Genomic DNA, 16,970 nt, shown 5'->3' on the forward strand with positions numbered 1-16,970 from the left:
TTCTCCATTTCTCACGCCTGCTTCCTCTTCAAGATTGTCAGCACCGGCCCACGCGAATCGGTTGCTGATACCATGTTTTTGCAGCTTCAATCAGATGCCCGAGCTCAGCGCCCGAATAGTGACTGGTGATGCTGCCGTTCTTGTGGCCCAGAAGTGCCTTTCGGTCTTCTTCGGTTACGCCCGCCGCTCGAAGGCGACGGCCAAACGTGTGTTTCAAATCGTGAATCCTGATCGACAGATAGCCAGGGTGAGCGGGGCGAAGGTTTTCCTCCTGCCAGAGTTTCGCCGCTCTCACTCGCGCCTTCTTCCAAGCCGAGTCGTTCATCCGGTGCATTGCGTTGCCGTTGTAAGGGAAAACCCATTCCTTGCTCAGGCCGCGCTGCTTATCAATGATCGACTTGGCAACGCTGTTCAGCACTACCAGGCGCTCGTCGCCATTCTTCACGCCAGAACGTTCGTGTCTGCCGCCAAAGTCAGCCGGGATTAGGAACACACTGGTACCGAGTTCCGGCACCGATATCTCCCAGTCCCACCTCAGCTTGCAAACTTCCTGCTCGCGACAGCCGGTGTTCACCTTAAACAGCGCCATCGTCTGCAGGTGGGCCGGCAACTCCCCGAAAAGAATCGACTGCTCCTCCCACGACATCGGATAGGGCTTGCGACTCGATTTCTTCTCTTCCAGCTTCGTGAGCATTGGCACGCTATCCAGCCACGGCCTCCGCTCATCATCTCGCCACTTCCTGGCACACAACGACAAAACCCGAACCACACGCTCGATCGAGATATTCACCGTTCTGTTGCTCACGCCTTTCTTCACCTTGCCATCCGGCAGCGTTTTGGTCGCCAACCTGTCCTTGATGAAAGGCCCGAGGGCCTGGTCATCAATATGGGTTAGCGGCATGTCGCCGATGAATTCGTCCAGCTGTGAAAGGTGGTGAGCCGAAAGCTTGATGGAAGGCTGATCCTTGAATTCGACCAAGAAACGCATCGCGGCATCCCGCCACGTTCTGACCTGCCGAACGCCGTAGATCTTCTCCTGCCGGATCTGCTCCAGTCGATGTATCAGGTAGCGCTCTGCTTCTTGCCGGTCACTTGTTCCAGTAGATTCGTAAAGTCTTTCGCCGTTGATTTTCTTGTCGATATGCCAGAGACCTTTCCTTTGGGAGAGGCCTGTGATCGTTTTTCGCGCCATTGTGTTTCTCCTTTCTGGCGCTCGCTGCGGGGCAATTGTTGCTCCCTAGCGCCCTTTTTATCAATTGCCTTGGCTGCCACGTAAGACGATGCCCACGCATCAAGCTCCTGACGATCAAAGCCGACCCCGCGCTCCCCGATCGGGAACTCGTTCACGAACGGCCTGACGATTTCGTTAAATAACGGCAAATTCATGCTCAAGTAGGCAGGCGCCTCGCCGGCCCGGATAAAGCGTGGCTGCAATTTTTGTGCGCCCATACAGCATCCTTTTCCCCTACTGGGGCAGTTAATTGGTGATGCTCCATGCCGCGCGTGGCGGCAGAAGGTGGTGATGGGTTACAGGCTGGCGCGGAGAGCACTGATCCAAGTGTTTCGCTGCTCAGTCCGAGCAACTTCACCCGCATAGGATTTTTTGTGGTATGCGATGCTGCAGATGGTCTTTTCCTTCGCGGATTCCAACCATTCCAAGCCAGACAGCACTGGGGTAGGTGTTGCGTAATAGCTGGTGTCGCAGTCCCATTTGAGCGAATCGGTGATCTGCTGGATCATGAATTCCTTCAGGCCTGCGTGCTCTTCGCTCGGGGGGATCCAAAGGCGAGCGCACTCCAACATCTCTTCGTATCGTTGGCGCAGGTCGTCACACTCTTTGATCCGAGAAAGGCGCTGCGCTTCCGCTTCGGCGTGATCCGCAGCAGCTTTCAATTCGCACTCGCGCTGTGTCATCGACTCCAGGGCCGCAAGCGTTTCCCGATCTGCGTCCAGTGCTTTCGCGTGGTAGTCGCTTGGTTCGAATTTTTCAGGGATCTTTTCTCCGCCGCCAGACTCGTCGCGGAGAGTGATGGTTGCGCCAAATGCGCGAGCGCAGTTCAGCGCAAAAGTCGAAAAGCTGATGCCGTCTTTGATGTCGGCTGTATATCCAGTAGGCATGCGAATTCCTCGCCCGCCGTGCACCGGCAGGCTGTTTAGTTGGTTATTGGGTCTTGGCGGGGAACCACTGGGTTTCATATTCGAACTGAGGAACCAGTTCGGCGGCTATGTGGGGGATTTCCTGCTGAAGCTGGCGAGCTCCGTAAGGATTGGCGATAAAGTCCGTCGCGACCTCCTCGAACCTTTCCTTGAAGATGCTGATCAAGTGGTCGGCGGCTGCTTCGAATTGATCTTCGCGAAAGTACCTGTCGATCACACCGCCGCGGCACACTTGCCAGACGATGCGCTTCGGCTGGGCCTCGGCCGCCTTGATCTTCTCTTCGATGATGTTGCGGGCAGAGCGGAGCTGATCGAGCGATAGAGTGGACACAAAGTCCGGGATGCTGATCTGTTGGGTCGCGGTATCGCAGTTTGCTGAAGGCATACGAAATCCTTGCCTGCCAACGCCGGCAGGCTGTTGAGTTGGGAGAGGGGTTAGGCTGTTGCGGCGTCGCGGAAAACGTCCATCTGTGCGGCACCGTCGAGCCAGGCCGCGTCAATCCGGCGCCGGGCCATTGCGGCGTACTCGGGATTCAGCTCGCAGATGATCGAACGGCGACCTTCCTGCATCGACACCAGCGAAGTGGTACCGGCGCCGCCGAATGGGTCGAGAACTACGCCGCCGCGCGGAGCACCGGCGAGAACAAAGGGGCGTATGAGGTCGGGCGGGAAGGTGGCGAAGTGGGCGCCCTTGAAGCTGTGTGTGGCCACAGTCCAAACGCTCCGCTTGTTTCGCTCCGTCGGCATGATCGCGAGTGCCGAATTCATCGAATCGTTATCCTTGACCCTGCCACGCTGGCGCTCATCAGCATCGCTTCCATGACCCCAGCCAACGCCGTTGGTCTTCCGCGCTGTCGCCTTCATGTTGCCGTTGCTCTTGGCGCCGCCATTTGCCCGGTCGCTGCCGATCTGCGCCTGTACATCCTGCGACAGCCTAGCGTGAGTATTTGGCGAACACGGCTCAAGGATCGCGGCTTGGTCGAAGTAGTACTTCTTCGACTTGCTGAGCAAGAACACATATTCGTGCGATTTTGTGCAGCGGTCGCGCACGCTCTCCGGCATTGGGTTCGGCTTGTTCCAGATGATGTCCTGTCGCAGGTACCAGCCGTCATCCTGCAGGGCGAATGCCAAGCGCCAAGGCATACCCATCAAATCCTTCGACTTCATACCCATCTCGCGGCCGCGCACACCGGTACCGGATTTGAAACGCGGATGCTCGTTGATTTGGCGGGCCGAGGTGACGCTGCGCCCAGACATCTGGCCGTCACCTTGAGGCCTGCCTTGCGCGCCCCAGCTGCCGGCATAACTGTCGCCCATGTTCACCCAGGCCGTACCGTCGTCGCGGAGTACTCGACGCACTTCGCGGAACACGTCGACCAAGCGGGCGATGAACTCGGCCGGTGTTTGCTCAAGGCCGATTTGTCCGTCTACGCCGTAATCGCGCAGGCCGAAGTAGGGCGGGCTGGTAACGCAGGTGTGGACTGACTTATCCGGCAGCGTCCGCATAACGTCGATGCAGTCGCCGACCAGAATGCGGTGTTGTTCTGTCATCGCCACGGCCCCCTGTAGATCAGGTAGGCCATGTAGAGCGGGGCGAAGATCATAGTAGGTGGGCTCCTGCTTCGAGTAGGCCGTCGCGGTCTTCGCGCAGGTTGTCGCGCTCAGCCTTGAGCTGGTCGCGTTCTCTGATCAAAGCCTTGAGGGCTGTTGAGATATTCCGGTGACCGAGCGTGATCGTGATGGCTTGAGCCTCGTCGAACAGCTTGACCTTCTGGTCTCGGTCGTCCGCCGCCCGCGCCGCCAGTTCTTTTTCCCGAATCTTCAGGCAGCGCTTGCAGGTGACGTGACGCCAGTTGTTGGTGAGCTGGTCGTCGGTCATGTCGCCTTCGGTACCGCAGTAAACGTCTTCGGGCGGATCTTGGTCGGCCTCGGTGCCGCCGTCCCATGGGTACAGGTGAATCGCTCGTTTGCTCATGGCGTCACTCCACCCCGTTCAGGTAGCAAGGTTCCGTGGCTTCAGCCAGCCACTGCCGGAGAGATCCCGCTGGAGTACCGGGTGAATCTTCGTCCTGCCACTGCTGGTCGAGCTCCGAACCGCCAGTCAGAACCACGTCGTAATCGTCGGAGTGCTCGTGCAGCCAATCGCCGTTGTATTCAGCCAATACCGCTAAGGCCTGTTCCGGGTTCTGCGCGGCAACCCAATCCTGATCGCCGACGTGATAGCAGAGCAGCGGGCCATCCTCCGGCTCGAAGGTGTAGCTTTTGGAGTTCATGGCGTTGTCGATGGCCTTGTCCAGCGCGGCGCCGGTCAGCACGTCTTCATGGCTGGCCAGGCCAACGACAATCCATTGTTCTTCCGGGAGCGTCACGGGCGCGCTGGCTTTTGGTTCGCGCAGAAAGCGGTACCGATCAGCAAGCGGGCGATCTTCGTCATGACTTCGCTTTAGGCCCTCGACGTTTGCGAGCAGAGTCGACAAGGAGTGATTGCTGCTCAGGCCGAACACGTTGTAGATCCTGGCCAAATCTGGGTGAACTTGAGACATGAGTCGTCCTTGCCGCTATAGCGGCTGACTTTGAAGGGGGAGGAAGTGGTTTTGTGCGAGGAGTACAGATGTACTCTTATGCGGCTGGCGCTGCCGCCTTCATCTCTGCTGTCGCGTTCTGGCGCCAGTTAGCTGGGTCTTTCAGGTAGTGGCCGAGCATCCAGTAGATCGTCACCGCCTGCTCGTCCTCGGCTTTCTTTGCGATCTGGTGGCCCATCAAGCGGTGTGGATGTGCTGGAAGCACATTTGACCAAGGATCCACCGAAGCTCATCTGTAAGTACCGGCGATGTGAGCTCATCAATCCGCTGATCCACTGCGTTCAGGCGCTGCTGCAGGGCGTCACGCTCATCCTGCACGCGCTTGAAGTCCGGCCACATCACAAGCTCGTCATCTTTCGGCTCCCACGCCGAGGAGCATCCGAACAGATAACCGTCGCCATTCACCCAATACCGGTTTACTTCGCTCATCCTGCAATCTCCATCGATACCAGATCATGGGCATTCACAACCGTCATGCCGAGCTCGCGGGCAATGTGCACTTCGAGCCTGGCGCCTTTCGAGTTCTCCCACCCGGGTAGCACCGCGACCTGGCCGCACAGGCCGAGGCGGGTCAGGTCGTAGGCCATGTAGTCGGCCCACTCAGCACCGTCGACGACGCCTTGCTCTGCTGGGTTCTCGACCACGTAGCCACGGGCACGCAGATCGGCGGCCATCTTGTTAAAGGCCGGGAAGTTGAAGTCTTCGAAGCCGGTCATCGGCCCGGCCAGATAAAGGCGGTTGGCGCGGTCGGCGACGAGCGTTACTCCAGACGTTGCTGGCGTCGGGTCGAGTTCGTGCCAAGTGTCGACCTCGAAATCAGCAGGGCGCAGGCCAAGACGTTTTCCGTCGGGCATCACCGCCGCGACGGCACCGTAACTATTCGTCCATGCCATATACGATTGACCGGCATTTGCCACGGGTAGATCGCCATTGACGTAAACGTAGTCAGGCATCGGGTAAGCTGTCACGGCCTTGAGCATCCGGACAGTGCGCGGAACTCGATCGCCATACGGGTAGCTGTTGCTGCGCTCGTGCAGCGCTGGGCAGTCGACGATGTTTTCTGTGGGCATGGGGCGTCCTATGTCGGGGCATGCCGGGCGGCTGGGGGGGGGGCGTGGAGCGGGATCGACCGTAATTAATTGTCTAGTCGGTGAGGAAGTAAACGTAACAAATGATGGCGTGGTGCCATGCTTGCGAGTATTTTACCAATGCCTTTTTTATGTTATGGAGAGACAAAAGTGGCAGGGCATTCTTACTCAACTGGCAACACGAACGGAGCTGAGCACAAAGCATTGTGTGAAGTTTGCAAAATTCAGCAGCGGCACAAGGTGGAGGCGTCTGCGCGTAGCAGATGGGATAGCGATGAATATACGGGAATAACGGAGTTTGAAGTTATCCGTTGCCTAAACTGCGACGCACTTTCCTTTAGGAAAGAAGTTTCTAATAGTGAAGACTATTATTATGACCATGAGACTGAGGAATATACTAGTCACGTTGATGTGGCTCTGTATCCCAATAGAACGGCTGGCCGGTTCAAAATAGAAGGTTATTGGCATCTTCCGCCAGAAGTAAAAGCGACATATGATGAGCTGATATTGGCGATGAATGGAGAACAGCCAATTCTCGCGGGGCTCGCAGTTCGCATTCTTATTGAAATGATTTGTAAAGATCAATCGGCCACTGGAAAAAATCTTCTAGCGAAGATCGATGACTTGAAATCGAAGGGCGTCCTGACCAATGCAGGTGCTGATATCCTTCATAAACTTAGGTCGATGGGGAATGATTCTGCGCACGAGGCAAAACCTAGCACCGGGAAACAGTTGACATTAGCAATGGATGTAGTTGAGAACTTATTGCAGAGCGTTTACATTCATCCCGACGAGGCTAAAGCGGCCTTCAAGTAAAATTTTCAAGACGAAACGCGCCATCCTTTCCGGCTGGCGTGATTCGTAGAGGTGGGGTATTTATCTGCAATCTCACACTGGCAGGAGGCCGACATGAGGTTACAGAGCGATGTAGCTGCGCTAGCGGCTATAGAAGAGGACGCTAAAGCAATGCTGGAACGGATAGGTCTGCCTGACGACGCAGTGAAGCTGGAGGTGATCGTGTTCCTTAGGGAGGTGATCGACCTGGCCAGCTACATGGAGTCTAAGCATCGGCTGGTTGAGGCGCCCAGCTTCGTCTGAGCTGGCGTATTCCCGATCGTTGCGGTATTTGTGTTCGGCCCGGCATGGGGCCGGAATTAGGAGTAGCAATGAGCTGGGAGTGCGTTTCTTACTGGATTGAGCATCACCCTGGACTTGCTTCGTGGGTGCAGGCGTTCGGATCTATTGGTGCAATTATTGCTGCTGGATATTTTCCGATTGCGCATGAAAAAGCGCGCGAGCGACGTGATCGTCGTAACGTTCTAAAAACTTTGATTTATTTGGCTGAGCCACTTGAAAGTCACTTGCAGAAACTGAGCAAGTCTCTTCTGGAAACGGATTATCAAAAAAGATGGATAGCCAGCGACGGCCCAAAAGAACTAAGAATTATCGGTAATGCTCTAATGGAGCTGCCAGCAAGCATGGTTGTTGCTTTTGAGGTCACGCTGCTGACAGATCTAAGGCTCGCACACGAGTGTGCTGCTGAAATTGACACTTATTTACATGAAACAAAATCCGCCGCCCAAGTTATTCGAATGGAAAATCTAGAATATTATAACGTGTGCGAAAACAGTGTTTCTCGCGTACAAGCCATAAAAAAAGCTTTGCTGGGCATGATTTAGGCAAATAAATGAAGCGTTCAGCCGCCCTCCGTGACCGGATGCGCAGCGATAATGGTTTCATTGGGAAGGGCTATTCTTCAGGATCAAACTTCACGAAAGGATTTCGAGATGGTCATTCGTAACGCTGAAAATCACGCCAAGATTGCTGCCGAGATCGGCTGGAAAGCAGAGGACGTCGCCCAGTTCATTGTTCAAATTGATCCAATGGCGGAAGGACAAGGATATCTTTTGTTCCCGCATCAAAATTTTTGGGCAAATGCTCTGCCGAAGCCGCTTCGATTAGGAAATGACTGGGTAATCAAGACGGGGCCAATTGACCTTGAGCATGGCTAATTGAGCTCTGAGACGGGTTAACGATTTCGTCGCCAGGCTCTGGCGGATCGTCGGCCAGCGACTTCATGCCGGCCGCCTGAATGATGCGCGACACCTTTTCAGTAACAACAAAAGGTGTCGTGACACACTTGAGCATCTGTGCCTGCGTTTCGAAGTCGGCGGCGATCAGGTTGCGCAGCAGGTTCTGATACACCTCCTGCTGGTTGTTGAAGCCATGATCCTTCATCACCTTCTTCAGTATCCGGCTTGAACACCCCAGCTACCTCAACCGTAAACTTCCCGACGCCCAATGCAGCGTCCTTCGCTGCTGCCTTCTCGCGCTTCTTGCGCTGTTTGATGGCTTCCGCTGTCAGCTTCGGCTCTTCCGGCGCAAGTTCCTGTTCTTCGGCCATGGCCTATCTCTTCAATTCCGCTGGCCGGCAAGTCCAGCCAAGTCTGTCGGCGGCGCGTGGCCGCCCGGTTGGTGGTTCGTTTCACGCTGCTACCTTCACCAGCCTCACGCCGGCCATTCTGAACTTGTCGCCTTGGGCCGCGACCATTGCGTCGAGCTTCTCCCAGTCCACGGCCAGAACCGAGATTGGAGCATGACCGCCTGCGACGGCATGGATCAGCGCTTCCAGATCGAATACCTCAGCTTGAAGGCTCACCGGCACCGCGGTTGTGGTCGCTGGCTTCGACGCAGACTGAACCGGCGCAGCGGTTTTCACCGGTGCCGGGCTGGTGACTGGTGCAGGCTCAACCGGTGCGTTGGCTTTCGCCTCGTCCGCGATTCGCTTCAGCTCCTCCTGACGGATCTGTTCACGCTGCGCTTCGGCTTTCTGCTCCTCCGCCTTCTGATGTTCCGAGATCCGCACCTTGATCAGTGCGACCAGGTCGATCGTTCGCTTTCATCACCAACTGCTGAACGTCGTTGAACAGGAACATGTAGTCGGTTGCGAACTCGTCCAGGGTGGCCAAGTTGCTCCGAATGCTGTCGCCGACCTGGCTGGCAGCAATCTTTGCCCGGGCCAGCTCGGAATCGGCAGAGTCGCGCAGGCTGCTGATCGTCTTTTTGCCTTTGATGGCTCCGGCGAAATCTGCAGGCACCGCCGGCATGCGCGCTTTTCCGCCCAGTGAAGCATTGATCTGGTCGATGTGGACCTGCAGCGCCTTGGCTGCATCCATGACGATGTCTTCACGGATGCTGAGCTTGCGGGCTTTCACCAACTTGTCGAGCATCAGGCGTTTGGCGCGCGCCTCGGCGCTGATCTCGTCGATGGTGCGGAAAAGTACGTCGATGCTTTCGGTTTGGCTCAGGGCGTGCTGCTTGGCAGCTTCCAGCCGCTCCTCGACATCACCGCACCATTTGACCGCTTTCTCAGCGTCGGCGAAATCCTGATCGGTTTCCAGCTCGGTGTTGATCGAGCTGAAGACAGTCAGCGAGTGGGCTTTGAACTGCTCCAGGTTGCTGGCGGTGACCATGCCGGTCACTTCGATGCGCAGCGCTGGCAATGACTCCGGCGTTTTGCCGACGGCTTCCGGCACCACCTCGGCCGGAGTGAAGTCCAGCAGGTCAGCTTGGAACTGTTTCCAACCTGCGACGAGCGTTGCGGCGCGGGCGTGTATTCCATCGAAACGAAATTTTCTTCAGTGCCGTCTGAGCAGACGAAAATCACCTTCTCGGCGCCGCTCACCAGTAGCTGCTGTTCGAGCTGCCAGTAATAGTGCGGATCCAGCGTGCCGGCGCGAACGTCGGCGGCCAGTTGCTCGTTCCACATTTTGTGTTCGAACAGCACGTCGCCGAGGATCGTGCAGCCATCGAGGGATGCGAGCAGATCACCCTCGGTGCCGACGACGGGAAACAGATCCTCTCCAATTCTTCCTTCGAGAATCGGCCGAGCAAGTGCCTCCGCTTCGTGCCCTTTGTCGAAGAGGTTTTTCTGCACCCACCACGACACGTCTCGATCGAGGCCTGTCTTTTTTGCGTGCAGCAGTTCAGTGCGCTTCATCTGTTTCGACGCGCGCATGCCAGGCTTCTGAACCCTGAGCGGCATTGTGGATTTTCATTCGTGGTCTCCTTCAATTGGCGCGAGCGCTTTGATCTTGGCGATCTGCTCTTCGCTCAAGGTGAATTTGCTGCTGACAGTTGCGATCAGGTGATCAGGGGCGGAGCGGCCCGCGTCGACAGCGATTTGCCATTTAGGCAGGTTTTCCGCGAGCTTCTCGTCGGGATAGGGCGGAAGTTCAGCTGGTGCTGCGCCACGCGCCGGTGATACGTCGCGAATGGTTGGTGCGGTTCACCTGCGCGAAGCCCAGGCGGCATTCAACGAGTGGGTTCACCTGCGTGACGCCGAGCGCCCTTGTATCAGTTGCGGTCGGCACCACGAAGGCCAATACCACGCAGGGCACTACCGATCGGTAGGAGCGAACCTTGAGTTGCGATTCGAGCCGCTCAATGTCTGGAAGCAGCGCGCCCCATGCAACACGCACCTGTCAGGCAATTTGGTGAATTACCGAATCTCACTCCTAGAGGGAATCGGCGCCGAAAAAGTCGAATGGCTCGAAGGGCCTCATGAGCCCCGCAAGTACACCATAGTAGAGATCAAAACCATCAAGGCCGAATATCGGGTAAAGACCAGAGAACTGAAAAAGGAAGCCGCATGAAACTGATCAACGCAGAGACGGTATGGACTGAGGCTCAGCATGAGTCGAACGCTTCGATCAGCGCTGCGGCCATTGACCGGGCAGAGTCGGCGCCGGTGAAGAAGGGCGCCCGTATGCGCCGGCATGAAGCCGTGTTCGCCGCACTGGGCGATGACAGGGAAGAGCGCATCCAGGTCGTGCGCGAGAGGATCAGTATCAGCGAGACGCGTCGCACGCCAGTTGGCCGCTCTACCGCCCGCGCCGCGCACCTGGCGATGATGGGCAAAGTGCTGCGCGCGATCGACACGCTGCCGTTCCAGGTTCAGCAATTTGGGCACTACCTGTATCACCCGGCGATGAACATGCGGCATTTGCTGAATGCGGTGTTGCTGATCACCGCCAAGGCGGCATTGCCCGACCTGACTTCGGCCAAGCGCATCAAGGCGCAGTACTTGGCCACTCTGGCCCTGCAGTCGTACAAGGGGGAGGTGCAGGGCGCGGGGAGTGGGGGGCGGTGCGGGTGGCGGCTGAGATGGATGCCTTCTTCGGTGTGACAATCGACCCGAAAAATTGGACGCGTGACTGGTTGGGATTGTGGGAATCCCTGAAAGAAGTCATTAAGGAAGTGGACATTCAGGCGCAGCAACCAATATGGCAGGTGATTCACGGGGAAAAAGATCAAGAAGCGGCATAATCATGTTAACTTGACGGCGTTTTGAGCGTAGTTTGCCCATAGTGCACAAGTAGCGCGAAACGCACACGAATTCAGAACCCGGCCATCAAGCCGGGTTTTTGTTAGCTGGTCCTAAAGATCACTCGCAGAATGCCGACATAGCTTTTTGGTGCATTCAAGGAGTGGATGAGTATGTTTGGTTATCTTGCTGACAAGGCTAAGGCGTTATCAGAATCCGTTAGCGAGACCGTTATATCGGCAAAGGATGCGGTTCTCGACTCTATCGGGGAGGGTGCTAATGCCGCTAATGACTATCTCGACAAAAACTGGCCTCAGATTGAGCGCGTGCTAGTCGACGGCCTCCTTACCGTGACGCACGACCGGATTAAGGATGATGAGGTGTTTCTCCTTGTGGCGGAAAAGGCCTTTGAGCTTCTACCCGCGCCTATTCGGTTGTTACTTCCTCGATCCGCGTTCCTTGCCCATACAGAAAAGCACAGAGCTTCAATTGTTGAACTGATTGAGGTAAAGCGACAGCAGCGATTGGCGCTAGAAAGCCCTATGATCACAGAGACCGAAGTTTCACAAACGAGCTGAAACACCAGCTCTATTTAATAAAAGCCCCGACCTCGATCGGGGTTTTTTGTACCCGGAATTTACCTGTAGCCAGGACAGCCTTCGGAAAGGCCTGAACGTCGATAGCCGGTAGCGCGACGTACGGAATCAACACCGGCAGCCCGCGCACCCTGACCTCAAACTTGCTTTGGGGTGGCGCGCGACTGGATCAGCGAGATCGGTGCATGGGGACGTCGACGTTGAGAAGGCCTTTGGCATACAGCTCGGAAAGACGAGCGCATCTATTCAGGGCAGCTTCCGCTTTTCGCAGAGGCAGACTCAAGTCAAGAGTGTTTCTGGGCAGTACTGGGTCAGCGGTTGTTATCTCGAAGGTCGCCTGACGGTTCGCCAGTTTTGCTTGGCCAATTGCGATGGCAATCAATCACCGTTACATCCGTGCCTCTTATCAGCATGCGGCTGAGATGAGAGATTGGCCGCAAGTCGCATGACTCTGTGGGTGACCAAGTGCATACATCGTGGTCGCCCTGCTTTTGGATTGATTCGTTAAGTGCCTTGATCAGTTCAGTCGCTTTCATAGCATTCCCTGCCTTCTGGATTTGGGCGCAGCTTGCCAACGGCTGCCAAACCTACTTTAGAAGTGGGTTCATAGTGCTGCAAATGTGCGCAGCTTTATTATTTTTCTCATGGTCTGCAGCTTCGGTGTTTAGCAGAGCTGTTCTTATTGGTTTCTGCCCAAGCTTAAGCTGGCCATTTTCTTCAATCATGCATCCACGGAGTCGAGCGCATGGAGTTATTGCAGCGCCTGCTCGACAAGATCGACAGGTTTGAATTGCTGATCGCAGGACTGGTCGGCGCTGTCGTCGCGAGCTGGTGGCACAAAGACGATCTGGCCGACTGGCGTGCTTGGATGATCTTCCTGGTCACCGGCATTGCCTACTCGCTGTATCTGACGAGCATGGTCAGCACCTACTTAGGCGTGACCGAGCCGAAGATCGTCGCGGTTATCGGTTTGCTAAAGGGCACATTCGGCGGATCGCTGCTCGCAGCCATTAACCGAGTCATCAAATCCGCTGACCTCTGGGCGCTCATTCGTCAGCGGTTCGGGGGAGGCAATCCACGATGAGTCTTGAGCTGATCAACTCCATCGCCTGCGGCTTGATTGCCTTGTGGGCGACCTGGTGTGTTCTGAGCGGTCGAGTGCGGGACGGTGTCATCGGCAAGCTGATCTATTCGGCGGTCGCCATCAGTGGGTTCGTCGTGATGAGCCGGGAGCAGAACATTTTCATGATGGGCCCGACGACCATCGCCGGGATCACGCTGCACGTCTCATTGGCACTTGCCGGCATGCGCCACATCTTCATGGTCATCTGGTGGCAGCGGGTGAAGGCCTGGCTCTGCCGGACGCTGAATTGTGAGCACTGCCTGCGCTGTGACAAGGCGCCGGGTGGGATCGAGCGACGATCCAAGTAAGTCGCGACACGTTTCGCGAGAGTGCAAATTGTGTCGCGTCAAATGAAAGACGTTAGCCGGTGTGCCACCTGCGTCAGGCTCTTTGCCTTTTCAGCGTAACGGCGAGCATGGCTGTTGAGACTATTCCAGGCATTAGGAATATGCACGTGAGTTCGGGAAGCCCGCGCAGGTAGTAGGCGAGAAACATGCCCCAGATCATGGCTACCACAGCAGCCAATGCAAGTGATCGAGGGTTGCGCACGTTTGGTGAGGCTGCCATCGCAAGGGCATAAATTTTCCAGGCTGACCATATCCCAAGCAGCGAGATGATAAATGCGCCTAAACCTCCCAGTAGGACTAGAGGGGGCTCTGGGATGACGAAAAAGAGTGGAATGAACAAAGCCACGATGCCAGCTGCGAAGAGGAGGGTGATTGGCAGAAGCCCGACAAGCGCTCCGATTGTCAGCGCGACTCGCAATTTTGTCAGGTTTTCCATTTCGTACCTTTAGTTCTGCACCGTTATTTGCGCGGACTTAATACCGGCAACAAGCCATTGTTTCAAGCCCAAAGGGGACTATGGGCAGGCCATGATGATTTCTATGCCGGTGTGCATCCGGAATGCACTGTAGGCGCGCTGACCCTCATGGGGCTGAAAGGCGAAGTTACGGTGTTCGGGCTCGGCACCAAGTGCGACGACCTTCAATGCTTGGGTGCAATGCGCCTGGGTGAGCAGAAGCTGATTGATGTGCTGCTCGATGGCGGGGAAGGCAGGTGTGCCGCATGTGAGTGCGGCACAGAACGTTCTATTTTTTGAATTCAACATTGGCGGTGACTAGGAGCTGGCCGTTGACGGTGACTTTGCACGCCCGCCCGGTTTCAGTCTTAGTGCCAGGCGCAAGAACCGGGTCACACTGCAGAAACACCTTCTTCCCTTGATAGTCTCGTGTCACACCTGCCGTTGTTGTGCTTGCTGGTTCCTTCATGAATTTCCGATTCCATGGCCCAAAGTAGATCTCTGGTTCGCCGCCGCCGAAGAAGCCGGATTCAGGAGTGGCGCAGATGGTGCCTTGCATCCGCTCTCCGTCGATGATGTTTGCGTCTTCGTAGCAAGAGATCATCCCTTTGGCTGTGACAATCGTCGACGGCCCTCTGTTAGTCCATGTTGGAGCGGTTACGCAGCCAGAAAGGGTGACTGCGGCGAGAGCGGCGGCGGCGAGGGAGATTTGTTGAATTCGCATTAGTTGGGCGTCCTTACTTTTCGAGGCGCACACAAATACCGGCTATGGGCCACTATTTCAAGCGTAAGGGTGAATGATGGATAGGCCATATCCTCCACCTTCAATAGTTGAACAGGCCGATTTCAGGATGCGGCTGATTCCTGCTCCGGAAGTGTGGGACTGGCTCCAAGCCGAAATCCTCGCCGACACCGGCAGCATCCACAACGAAGAGCACGCCCATCTGAACGATGCGGACATTCGGGTGATGTGGGCATCTGCTGCCTTCACGAAAAAGGGGCGCACAGTCGTCGGACAGGCCGAGCAGGTAGCCTTCCGCGCCGGCGGCTGGCAGAAGGCCCGAATGGAGCAGCAGATGATGGATTGGTTCGGCGACATGCTGGCCTTCATCATCACTCTGGCTGCCGACTACTGCGCCGACTGTTCCGACGCTGACTTCTGCGCCTTGGTTGAACACGAGCTGTATCACATCACCCAGGCGACGGATAAGTACGGTCAGCCAGCTTTCACCCAAGACGGTTTGCCCAAGCTTGAGATGCGCGGACACGACGTTGAAGAGTTCGTCGGTGTGGTGCGTCGCTACGGTCCAAGCCCGGCGGTTCACGAGCTGGTGGACGCTGCAAACAATCCTGCTGAGGTGGGGAAATTGAACATATCGAGGGCCTGCGGAACCTGTCTGCTCAAGTCGGCCTGATCCTTGACAGGACCTTGACGGAATGAACCCATATGGCAGCCCTGAAAGATGAGGTGAAGCGCTTCATTGTGCAGGCGTTGGCCTGCTTTGATACGCCGACTCAGGTACCTGTCTACTCCAAGTTAAAAGTTCATTGATTGGAGAAAGCGTTTTGAATTCGCAAAACGGAACTATGAAGTTTTTGAGGCGCTATCAGCTTTTGTTACTGCTGTTGATGTCGACGGCCTCGCTTATAAACGCATTTGCTCGATTCGCAGGAGACTGGAAGAGTTTTTGGACAGTGCTTATTTTGCAGGTGTTTTTCGGTCAGGCAGTGTTTGCATACATTCGGGGGACGACGATCCACGTTGCACCTGGCGGACGTCTCTCCAAAGACGCGGATCCCCTTGGGCGTGCAGGCGTTGCGGCGTTGTCACTGGCTATCTATTTTTTAGCCTTCTGTTACGAAACTCCAAAGCCAGAACCATCAATCTACGAAAAAAGAGCCTCTGACTGGACAATGCCTACGCGTGAGGAGATTGGCAGATCTTCCGATCAGAAATGATTGATACAGCCACCTGCAGCTGTTCCTGCCGCAGCGCTTTCTGAACTGCCTCGACATATCAGGGTGATTGAGGCGGCAAGGCAGTTCGTACCGCCCCATGTCGTCTTTGCAGTAGTCGCAACCACGGTGTTTGCGGAGAAGGGCGGAGGCTTCGGTCCGGCACGCTGCGCGCAGCGTGAACCATCGACGCCCGCCACCACGGAGCAGGGGAATCACGGAGATCGAGTCGAGAAGTCAACACGATATTCGTTAACGCAAAGGAGGGTTGGCGTGAGGGAGCAATTCAGACTTCGGGCCCCATGAATGTAAGGACCCGAAGTTTATTACAGTGTTAGATTTTTTGGATGTGAGTGATGTGAGGCTTACCGGTGATAGGCGCGTAAATCTCTACGATCGACTGCCAGCTGTCTTGTGAGCCTGGGAGCGTAGCTTTTGTCTGGTAACGGTAGTTGGTGCCATTTACGACCTGAGTAGAAACTTCTTCAGGCGTGTAGCTAACACCGACGAAGCCCTCCAAAGCTGCTTTGAAGACCTCCTGATCCTTTGGTGTCAGTTTGTGATAAGGGGTCCATCCACCTACAAGATGTTCTTGAGCTGTCATGAATTAAATCTCCCTATTTAAAATTCCTACTCATTTGGCTTTTCGGAGTACGCCCCGTTTATTCGATGGTTTCCGGAATCCATTCCTAAAGTTTTCCACGAGCCTTATATCTGTGAGACGAGGCCCAGGAAAACACCGTTACGAGCTACTGCCGGTGCGAGAGAGTGTAGATCGACGCCAAGAAGGATCAAGTTCGAGGCGAACAAAAAATCCCCGCATTTGGCCGGGCTATTTTTTTGCCTGAGAAGGCTGCAGTTCACGTCAAGCTGCCAGATCCCGCAACGTTAGGGTTTAGGCGCTTTCTTGATGTCCTGCGAATCACTCGAAGTCGCTGCATCTTTCTCTGTTTCATGGTTCTCCGCCCCTGAGTTGGAGCCAGATGACTCCTCTCCCTTCTTGTCCGCCTTGTCCGTATTGGATTCAGAGCCACCTTGGTTGATACCGGGAATACCGGAAGGCGGGGCGGCTGATCCAGCACTTTTGTCTGCGGAGAAGGCCAGTAGCGGGCAAGTAGAAAGCAGACCTGCCAAGCCGAGCGCTACGATTGTCTTGTTCATGATGATGCTCCCAACACGAGGAATGTACTGGTTTGATGGGGGATCTCTGGTGAAGGTGCAGCGTGGCTGACGAGTGGCATTAAAGAGCGGTGTGGGGGGGCATGGTTCGAACACACAGTCTTCATGCTGCAACGCTGAGTGTGAAAAGCGGCGGCGCCGCACTTGCGTGCTGGACGGTTA

Annotated in this window: 24 protein-coding genes and 5 pseudogenes; 13 read left to right on the top strand and 16 right to left on the bottom strand. The window is 55.9% G+C overall.

What is annotated here, in order from left to right; all coding sequences use genetic code 11:
• Positions 1–11: 11 nt before the first annotated feature.
• The 10 genes and pseudogenes from ACXX9E_RS15665 to ACXX9E_RS15710 form a co-directional block, all read right to left on the bottom strand.
• Positions 12–1,177 (bottom strand): annotated as a pseudogene (locus ACXX9E_RS15665) (tyrosine-type recombinase/integrase).
• Positions 1,063–1,449, bottom strand: a complete 387-nt coding sequence (locus ACXX9E_RS15670; protein ID WP_224788391.1) for a hypothetical protein — start codon at positions 1,447–1,449, stop codon at positions 1,063–1,065. The pseudogene ACXX9E_RS15665 and the gene ACXX9E_RS15670 overlap by 115 nt, the downstream one beginning before the upstream one ends.
• Before the next feature lie 78 nt (positions 1,450–1,527).
• Complete coding sequence (locus ACXX9E_RS15675; RefSeq protein WP_458555659.1) at positions 1,528–2,118, bottom strand: hypothetical protein; 591 nt, start codon at positions 2,116–2,118, stop codon at positions 1,528–1,530.
• A 43-nt stretch (positions 2,119–2,161) separates the two neighbouring features.
• Positions 2,162–2,542: a hypothetical protein gene (locus ACXX9E_RS15680; RefSeq protein WP_458555660.1), complete on the bottom strand. Its 381-nt coding sequence runs from the start codon at positions 2,540–2,542 to the stop codon at positions 2,162–2,164.
• Between the two features lie 50 nt (positions 2,543–2,592).
• Positions 2,593–3,708 (bottom strand): DNA-methyltransferase, encoded by a 1,116-nt coding sequence (locus ACXX9E_RS15685; protein WP_458555661.1) that lies wholly within the window; start codon positions 3,706–3,708, stop codon positions 2,593–2,595.
• 49 nt (positions 3,709–3,757) lie between these two features.
• The gene (locus ACXX9E_RS15690; protein WP_458555662.1) at positions 3,758–4,132 is read right to left on the bottom strand and encodes a hypothetical protein; all 375 of its coding nucleotides are present in this window, start codon (positions 4,130–4,132) and stop codon (positions 3,758–3,760) included.
• A gap of 4 nt (positions 4,133–4,136) precedes the next feature.
• Positions 4,137–4,700, bottom strand: a complete 564-nt coding sequence (locus ACXX9E_RS15695) for a hypothetical protein (RefSeq protein ID WP_458555663.1) — start codon at positions 4,698–4,700, stop codon at positions 4,137–4,139.
• A gap of 76 nt (positions 4,701–4,776) precedes the next feature.
• Positions 4,777–4,917: a hypothetical protein gene (locus ACXX9E_RS15700; RefSeq protein ID WP_458555664.1), complete on the bottom strand. Its 141-nt coding sequence runs from the start codon at positions 4,915–4,917 to the stop codon at positions 4,777–4,779.
• Positions 4,917–5,168, bottom strand: coding sequence for a hypothetical protein (locus ACXX9E_RS15705; protein ID WP_458555665.1), 252 nt, complete (start codon positions 5,166–5,168; stop codon positions 4,917–4,919). Before ACXX9E_RS15705 ends, ACXX9E_RS15700 begins: the two co-directional genes overlap by 1 nt.
• Positions 5,165–5,809 (bottom strand): DUF4406 domain-containing protein, encoded by a 645-nt coding sequence (locus ACXX9E_RS15710; RefSeq protein WP_458555666.1) that lies wholly within the window; start codon positions 5,807–5,809, stop codon positions 5,165–5,167. Before ACXX9E_RS15710 ends, ACXX9E_RS15705 begins: the two co-directional genes overlap by 4 nt.
• A gap of 117 nt (positions 5,810–5,926) precedes the next feature.
• Between ACXX9E_RS15710 and ACXX9E_RS15715 the strand changes: the two genes are divergently transcribed.
• From ACXX9E_RS15715 to ACXX9E_RS15730, 4 genes are all read left to right on the top strand, one after another.
• Positions 5,927–6,643, top strand: coding sequence for a DUF4145 domain-containing protein (locus tag ACXX9E_RS15715; protein WP_458555667.1), 717 nt, complete (start codon positions 5,927–5,929; stop codon positions 6,641–6,643).
• 93 nt (positions 6,644–6,736) lie between these two features.
• Positions 6,737–6,925 carry a hypothetical protein gene (locus tag ACXX9E_RS15720; protein WP_458555668.1) on the top strand — a complete coding sequence of 63 codons (189 nt, stop codon included), beginning with the start codon at positions 6,737–6,739 and terminating at the stop codon, positions 6,923–6,925.
• 68 nt (positions 6,926–6,993) lie between these two features.
• Complete coding sequence (locus ACXX9E_RS15725; protein WP_458555669.1) at positions 6,994–7,506, top strand: hypothetical protein; 513 nt, start codon at positions 6,994–6,996, stop codon at positions 7,504–7,506.
• Between the two features lie 108 nt (positions 7,507–7,614).
• Positions 7,615–7,839 (top strand): hypothetical protein, encoded by a 225-nt coding sequence (locus tag ACXX9E_RS15730; RefSeq protein ID WP_458555670.1) that lies wholly within the window; start codon positions 7,615–7,617, stop codon positions 7,837–7,839.
• Here the strand turns inward: ACXX9E_RS15730 and ACXX9E_RS15735 are convergent.
• A complete protein-coding gene (locus tag ACXX9E_RS15735) occupies positions 7,805–8,065 on the bottom strand; it encodes a hypothetical protein (protein ID WP_458555671.1) in 261 nt (86 codons plus the stop codon). The genes ACXX9E_RS15730 and ACXX9E_RS15735 overlap by 35 nt on opposite strands.
• A 247-nt stretch (positions 8,066–8,312) precedes the next feature.
• Positions 8,313–9,885, bottom strand: a pseudogene (locus ACXX9E_RS15740) (Heme peroxidase).
• Between the two features lie 225 nt (positions 9,886–10,110).
• On the opposite strand from ACXX9E_RS15740, the pseudogene ACXX9E_RS15745 reads away from it, so the two are divergent.
• The 5 genes and pseudogenes from ACXX9E_RS15745 to ACXX9E_RS15765 all read left to right on the top strand — a co-directional run.
• Positions 10,111–10,482 (top strand): annotated as a pseudogene (locus ACXX9E_RS15745) (recombination protein NinG); the annotation flags it as partial.
• A pseudogene (locus tag ACXX9E_RS15750) lies at positions 10,479–11,155 on the top strand (bacteriophage antitermination protein Q). The pseudogenes ACXX9E_RS15745 and ACXX9E_RS15750, both read left to right, overlap by 4 nt.
• A gap of 171 nt (positions 11,156–11,326) precedes the next feature.
• On the top strand, positions 11,327–11,731 hold the full coding sequence (locus tag ACXX9E_RS15755) for a hypothetical protein (RefSeq protein WP_458555672.1): 405 nt from the start codon (positions 11,327–11,329) through the stop codon (positions 11,729–11,731).
• 763 nt (positions 11,732–12,494) lie between these two features.
• A complete protein-coding gene (locus ACXX9E_RS15760; protein WP_458555673.1) occupies positions 12,495–12,833 on the top strand; it encodes an MFS transporter in 339 nt (112 codons plus the stop codon).
• Complete coding sequence (locus tag ACXX9E_RS15765; protein WP_458555674.1) at positions 12,830–13,180, top strand: hypothetical protein; 351 nt, start codon at positions 12,830–12,832, stop codon at positions 13,178–13,180. The genes ACXX9E_RS15760 and ACXX9E_RS15765 overlap by 4 nt, the downstream gene beginning before the upstream one ends.
• A 73-nt stretch (positions 13,181–13,253) precedes the next feature.
• Here the strand turns inward: ACXX9E_RS15765 and ACXX9E_RS15770 are convergent, their stop codons facing one another.
• Positions 13,254–13,655: a hypothetical protein gene (locus ACXX9E_RS15770; RefSeq protein ID WP_123463317.1), complete on the bottom strand. Its 402-nt coding sequence runs from the start codon at positions 13,653–13,655 to the stop codon at positions 13,254–13,256.
• A 57-nt stretch (positions 13,656–13,712) separates the two neighbouring features.
• Here ACXX9E_RS15770 and ACXX9E_RS15775 point away from each other — a divergent pair, with 57 nt between their 5' ends.
• Positions 13,713–13,973 (top strand): hypothetical protein, encoded by a 261-nt coding sequence (locus tag ACXX9E_RS15775; RefSeq protein WP_259741303.1) that lies wholly within the window; start codon positions 13,713–13,715, stop codon positions 13,971–13,973.
• Here the strand turns inward: ACXX9E_RS15775 and ACXX9E_RS15780 are convergent.
• Entirely contained in the window at positions 13,963–14,397 is a 435-nt protein-coding gene (locus ACXX9E_RS15780) for a hypothetical protein (RefSeq protein ID WP_458555675.1), read from the bottom strand. The two genes, ACXX9E_RS15775 and ACXX9E_RS15780, sit on opposite strands and share 11 nt — an antisense overlap.
• A gap of 76 nt (positions 14,398–14,473) precedes the next feature.
• Here ACXX9E_RS15780 and ACXX9E_RS15785 point away from each other — a divergent pair, with 76 nt between their 5' ends.
• From ACXX9E_RS15785 to ACXX9E_RS15795, 3 genes and pseudogenes are all read left to right on the top strand, one after another.
• On the top strand, positions 14,474–15,088 hold the full coding sequence (locus ACXX9E_RS15785; RefSeq protein WP_458555676.1) for a putative metallopeptidase: 615 nt from the start codon (positions 14,474–14,476) through the stop codon (positions 15,086–15,088).
• A 32-nt stretch (positions 15,089–15,120) separates the two neighbouring features.
• Positions 15,121–15,195 (top strand): annotated as a pseudogene (locus ACXX9E_RS15790) (DUF2280 domain-containing protein); the annotation flags it as partial.
• A gap of 44 nt (positions 15,196–15,239) precedes the next feature.
• Positions 15,240–15,632, top strand: a complete 393-nt coding sequence (locus tag ACXX9E_RS15795; protein WP_422495897.1) for a hypothetical protein — start codon at positions 15,240–15,242, stop codon at positions 15,630–15,632.
• 331 nt (positions 15,633–15,963) lie between these two features.
• Here ACXX9E_RS15795 and ACXX9E_RS15800 read toward each other — a convergent pair whose 3' ends face one another.
• Together ACXX9E_RS15800 and ACXX9E_RS15805 are read right to left on the bottom strand one after the other, a co-directional pair.
• Positions 15,964–16,233 carry a hypothetical protein gene (locus ACXX9E_RS15800; protein ID WP_123463310.1) on the bottom strand — a complete coding sequence of 90 codons (270 nt, stop codon included), beginning with the start codon at positions 16,231–16,233 and terminating at the stop codon, positions 15,964–15,966.
• A 284-nt stretch (positions 16,234–16,517) separates the two neighbouring features.
• Positions 16,518–16,790 carry a hypothetical protein gene (locus ACXX9E_RS15805; protein WP_123463308.1) on the bottom strand — a complete coding sequence of 91 codons (273 nt, stop codon included), beginning with the start codon at positions 16,788–16,790 and terminating at the stop codon, positions 16,518–16,520.
• Positions 16,791–16,970 lie beyond the last annotated feature (180 nt).

The sequence above is a fragment of the Pseudomonas sp. GNP014 genome (genome assembly GCF_054344005.1).

Excerpts from the sequence above, each read along its gene's own strand:
- ACXX9E_RS15670 (WP_224788391.1), bottom strand. The coding sequence starts at position 1,449 with ATGGGCGCACAAAAATTGCAGCCACGCTTTATCCGGGCCGGCGAGGCG.
- ACXX9E_RS15675 (WP_458555659.1), bottom strand. The coding sequence starts at position 2,118 with ATGCCTACTGGATATACAGCCGACATCAAAGACGGCATCAGCTTTTCG.
- ACXX9E_RS15680 (WP_458555660.1), bottom strand. The coding sequence starts at position 2,542 with ATGCCTTCAGCAAACTGCGATACCGCGACCCAACAGATCAGCATCCCG.
- ACXX9E_RS15685 (WP_458555661.1), bottom strand. The coding sequence starts at position 3,708 with ATGACAGAACAACACCGCATTCTGGTCGGCGACTGCATCGACGTTATG.
- ACXX9E_RS15690 (WP_458555662.1), bottom strand. The coding sequence starts at position 4,132 with ATGAGCAAACGAGCGATTCACCTGTACCCATGGGACGGCGGCACCGAG.
- ACXX9E_RS15695 (WP_458555663.1), bottom strand. The coding sequence starts at position 4,700 with ATGTCTCAAGTTCACCCAGATTTGGCCAGGATCTACAACGTGTTCGGC.
- ACXX9E_RS15700 (WP_458555664.1), bottom strand. The coding sequence starts at position 4,917 with ATGGGCCACCAGATCGCAAAGAAAGCCGAGGACGAGCAGGCGGTGACG.
- ACXX9E_RS15705 (WP_458555665.1), bottom strand. The coding sequence starts at position 5,168 with ATGAGCGAAGTAAACCGGTATTGGGTGAATGGCGACGGTTATCTGTTC.
- ACXX9E_RS15710 (WP_458555666.1), bottom strand. The coding sequence starts at position 5,809 with ATGCCCACAGAAAACATCGTCGACTGCCCAGCGCTGCACGAGCGCAGC.
- ACXX9E_RS15715 (WP_458555667.1), top strand. The coding sequence starts at position 5,927 with ATGCTTGCGAGTATTTTACCAATGCCTTTTTTATGTTATGGAGAGACA.
- ACXX9E_RS15720 (WP_458555668.1), top strand. The coding sequence starts at position 6,737 with ATGAGGTTACAGAGCGATGTAGCTGCGCTAGCGGCTATAGAAGAGGAC.
- ACXX9E_RS15725 (WP_458555669.1), top strand. The coding sequence starts at position 6,994 with ATGAGCTGGGAGTGCGTTTCTTACTGGATTGAGCATCACCCTGGACTT.
- ACXX9E_RS15730 (WP_458555670.1), top strand. The coding sequence starts at position 7,615 with ATGGTCATTCGTAACGCTGAAAATCACGCCAAGATTGCTGCCGAGATC.
- ACXX9E_RS15735 (WP_458555671.1), bottom strand. The coding sequence starts at position 8,065 with ATGAAGGATCATGGCTTCAACAACCAGCAGGAGGTGTATCAGAACCTG.
- ACXX9E_RS15755 (WP_458555672.1), top strand. The coding sequence starts at position 11,327 with ATGTTTGGTTATCTTGCTGACAAGGCTAAGGCGTTATCAGAATCCGTT.
- ACXX9E_RS15760 (WP_458555673.1), top strand. The coding sequence starts at position 12,495 with ATGGAGTTATTGCAGCGCCTGCTCGACAAGATCGACAGGTTTGAATTG.
- ACXX9E_RS15765 (WP_458555674.1), top strand. The coding sequence starts at position 12,830 with ATGAGTCTTGAGCTGATCAACTCCATCGCCTGCGGCTTGATTGCCTTG.
- ACXX9E_RS15770 (WP_123463317.1), bottom strand. The coding sequence starts at position 13,655 with ATGGAAAACCTGACAAAATTGCGAGTCGCGCTGACAATCGGAGCGCTT.
- ACXX9E_RS15780 (WP_458555675.1), bottom strand. The coding sequence starts at position 14,397 with ATGCGAATTCAACAAATCTCCCTCGCCGCCGCCGCTCTCGCCGCAGTC.
- ACXX9E_RS15785 (WP_458555676.1), top strand. The coding sequence starts at position 14,474 with ATGGATAGGCCATATCCTCCACCTTCAATAGTTGAACAGGCCGATTTC.
- ACXX9E_RS15800 (WP_123463310.1), bottom strand. The coding sequence starts at position 16,233 with ATGACAGCTCAAGAACATCTTGTAGGTGGATGGACCCCTTATCACAAA.
- ACXX9E_RS15805 (WP_123463308.1), bottom strand. The coding sequence starts at position 16,790 with ATGAACAAGACAATCGTAGCGCTCGGCTTGGCAGGTCTGCTTTCTACT.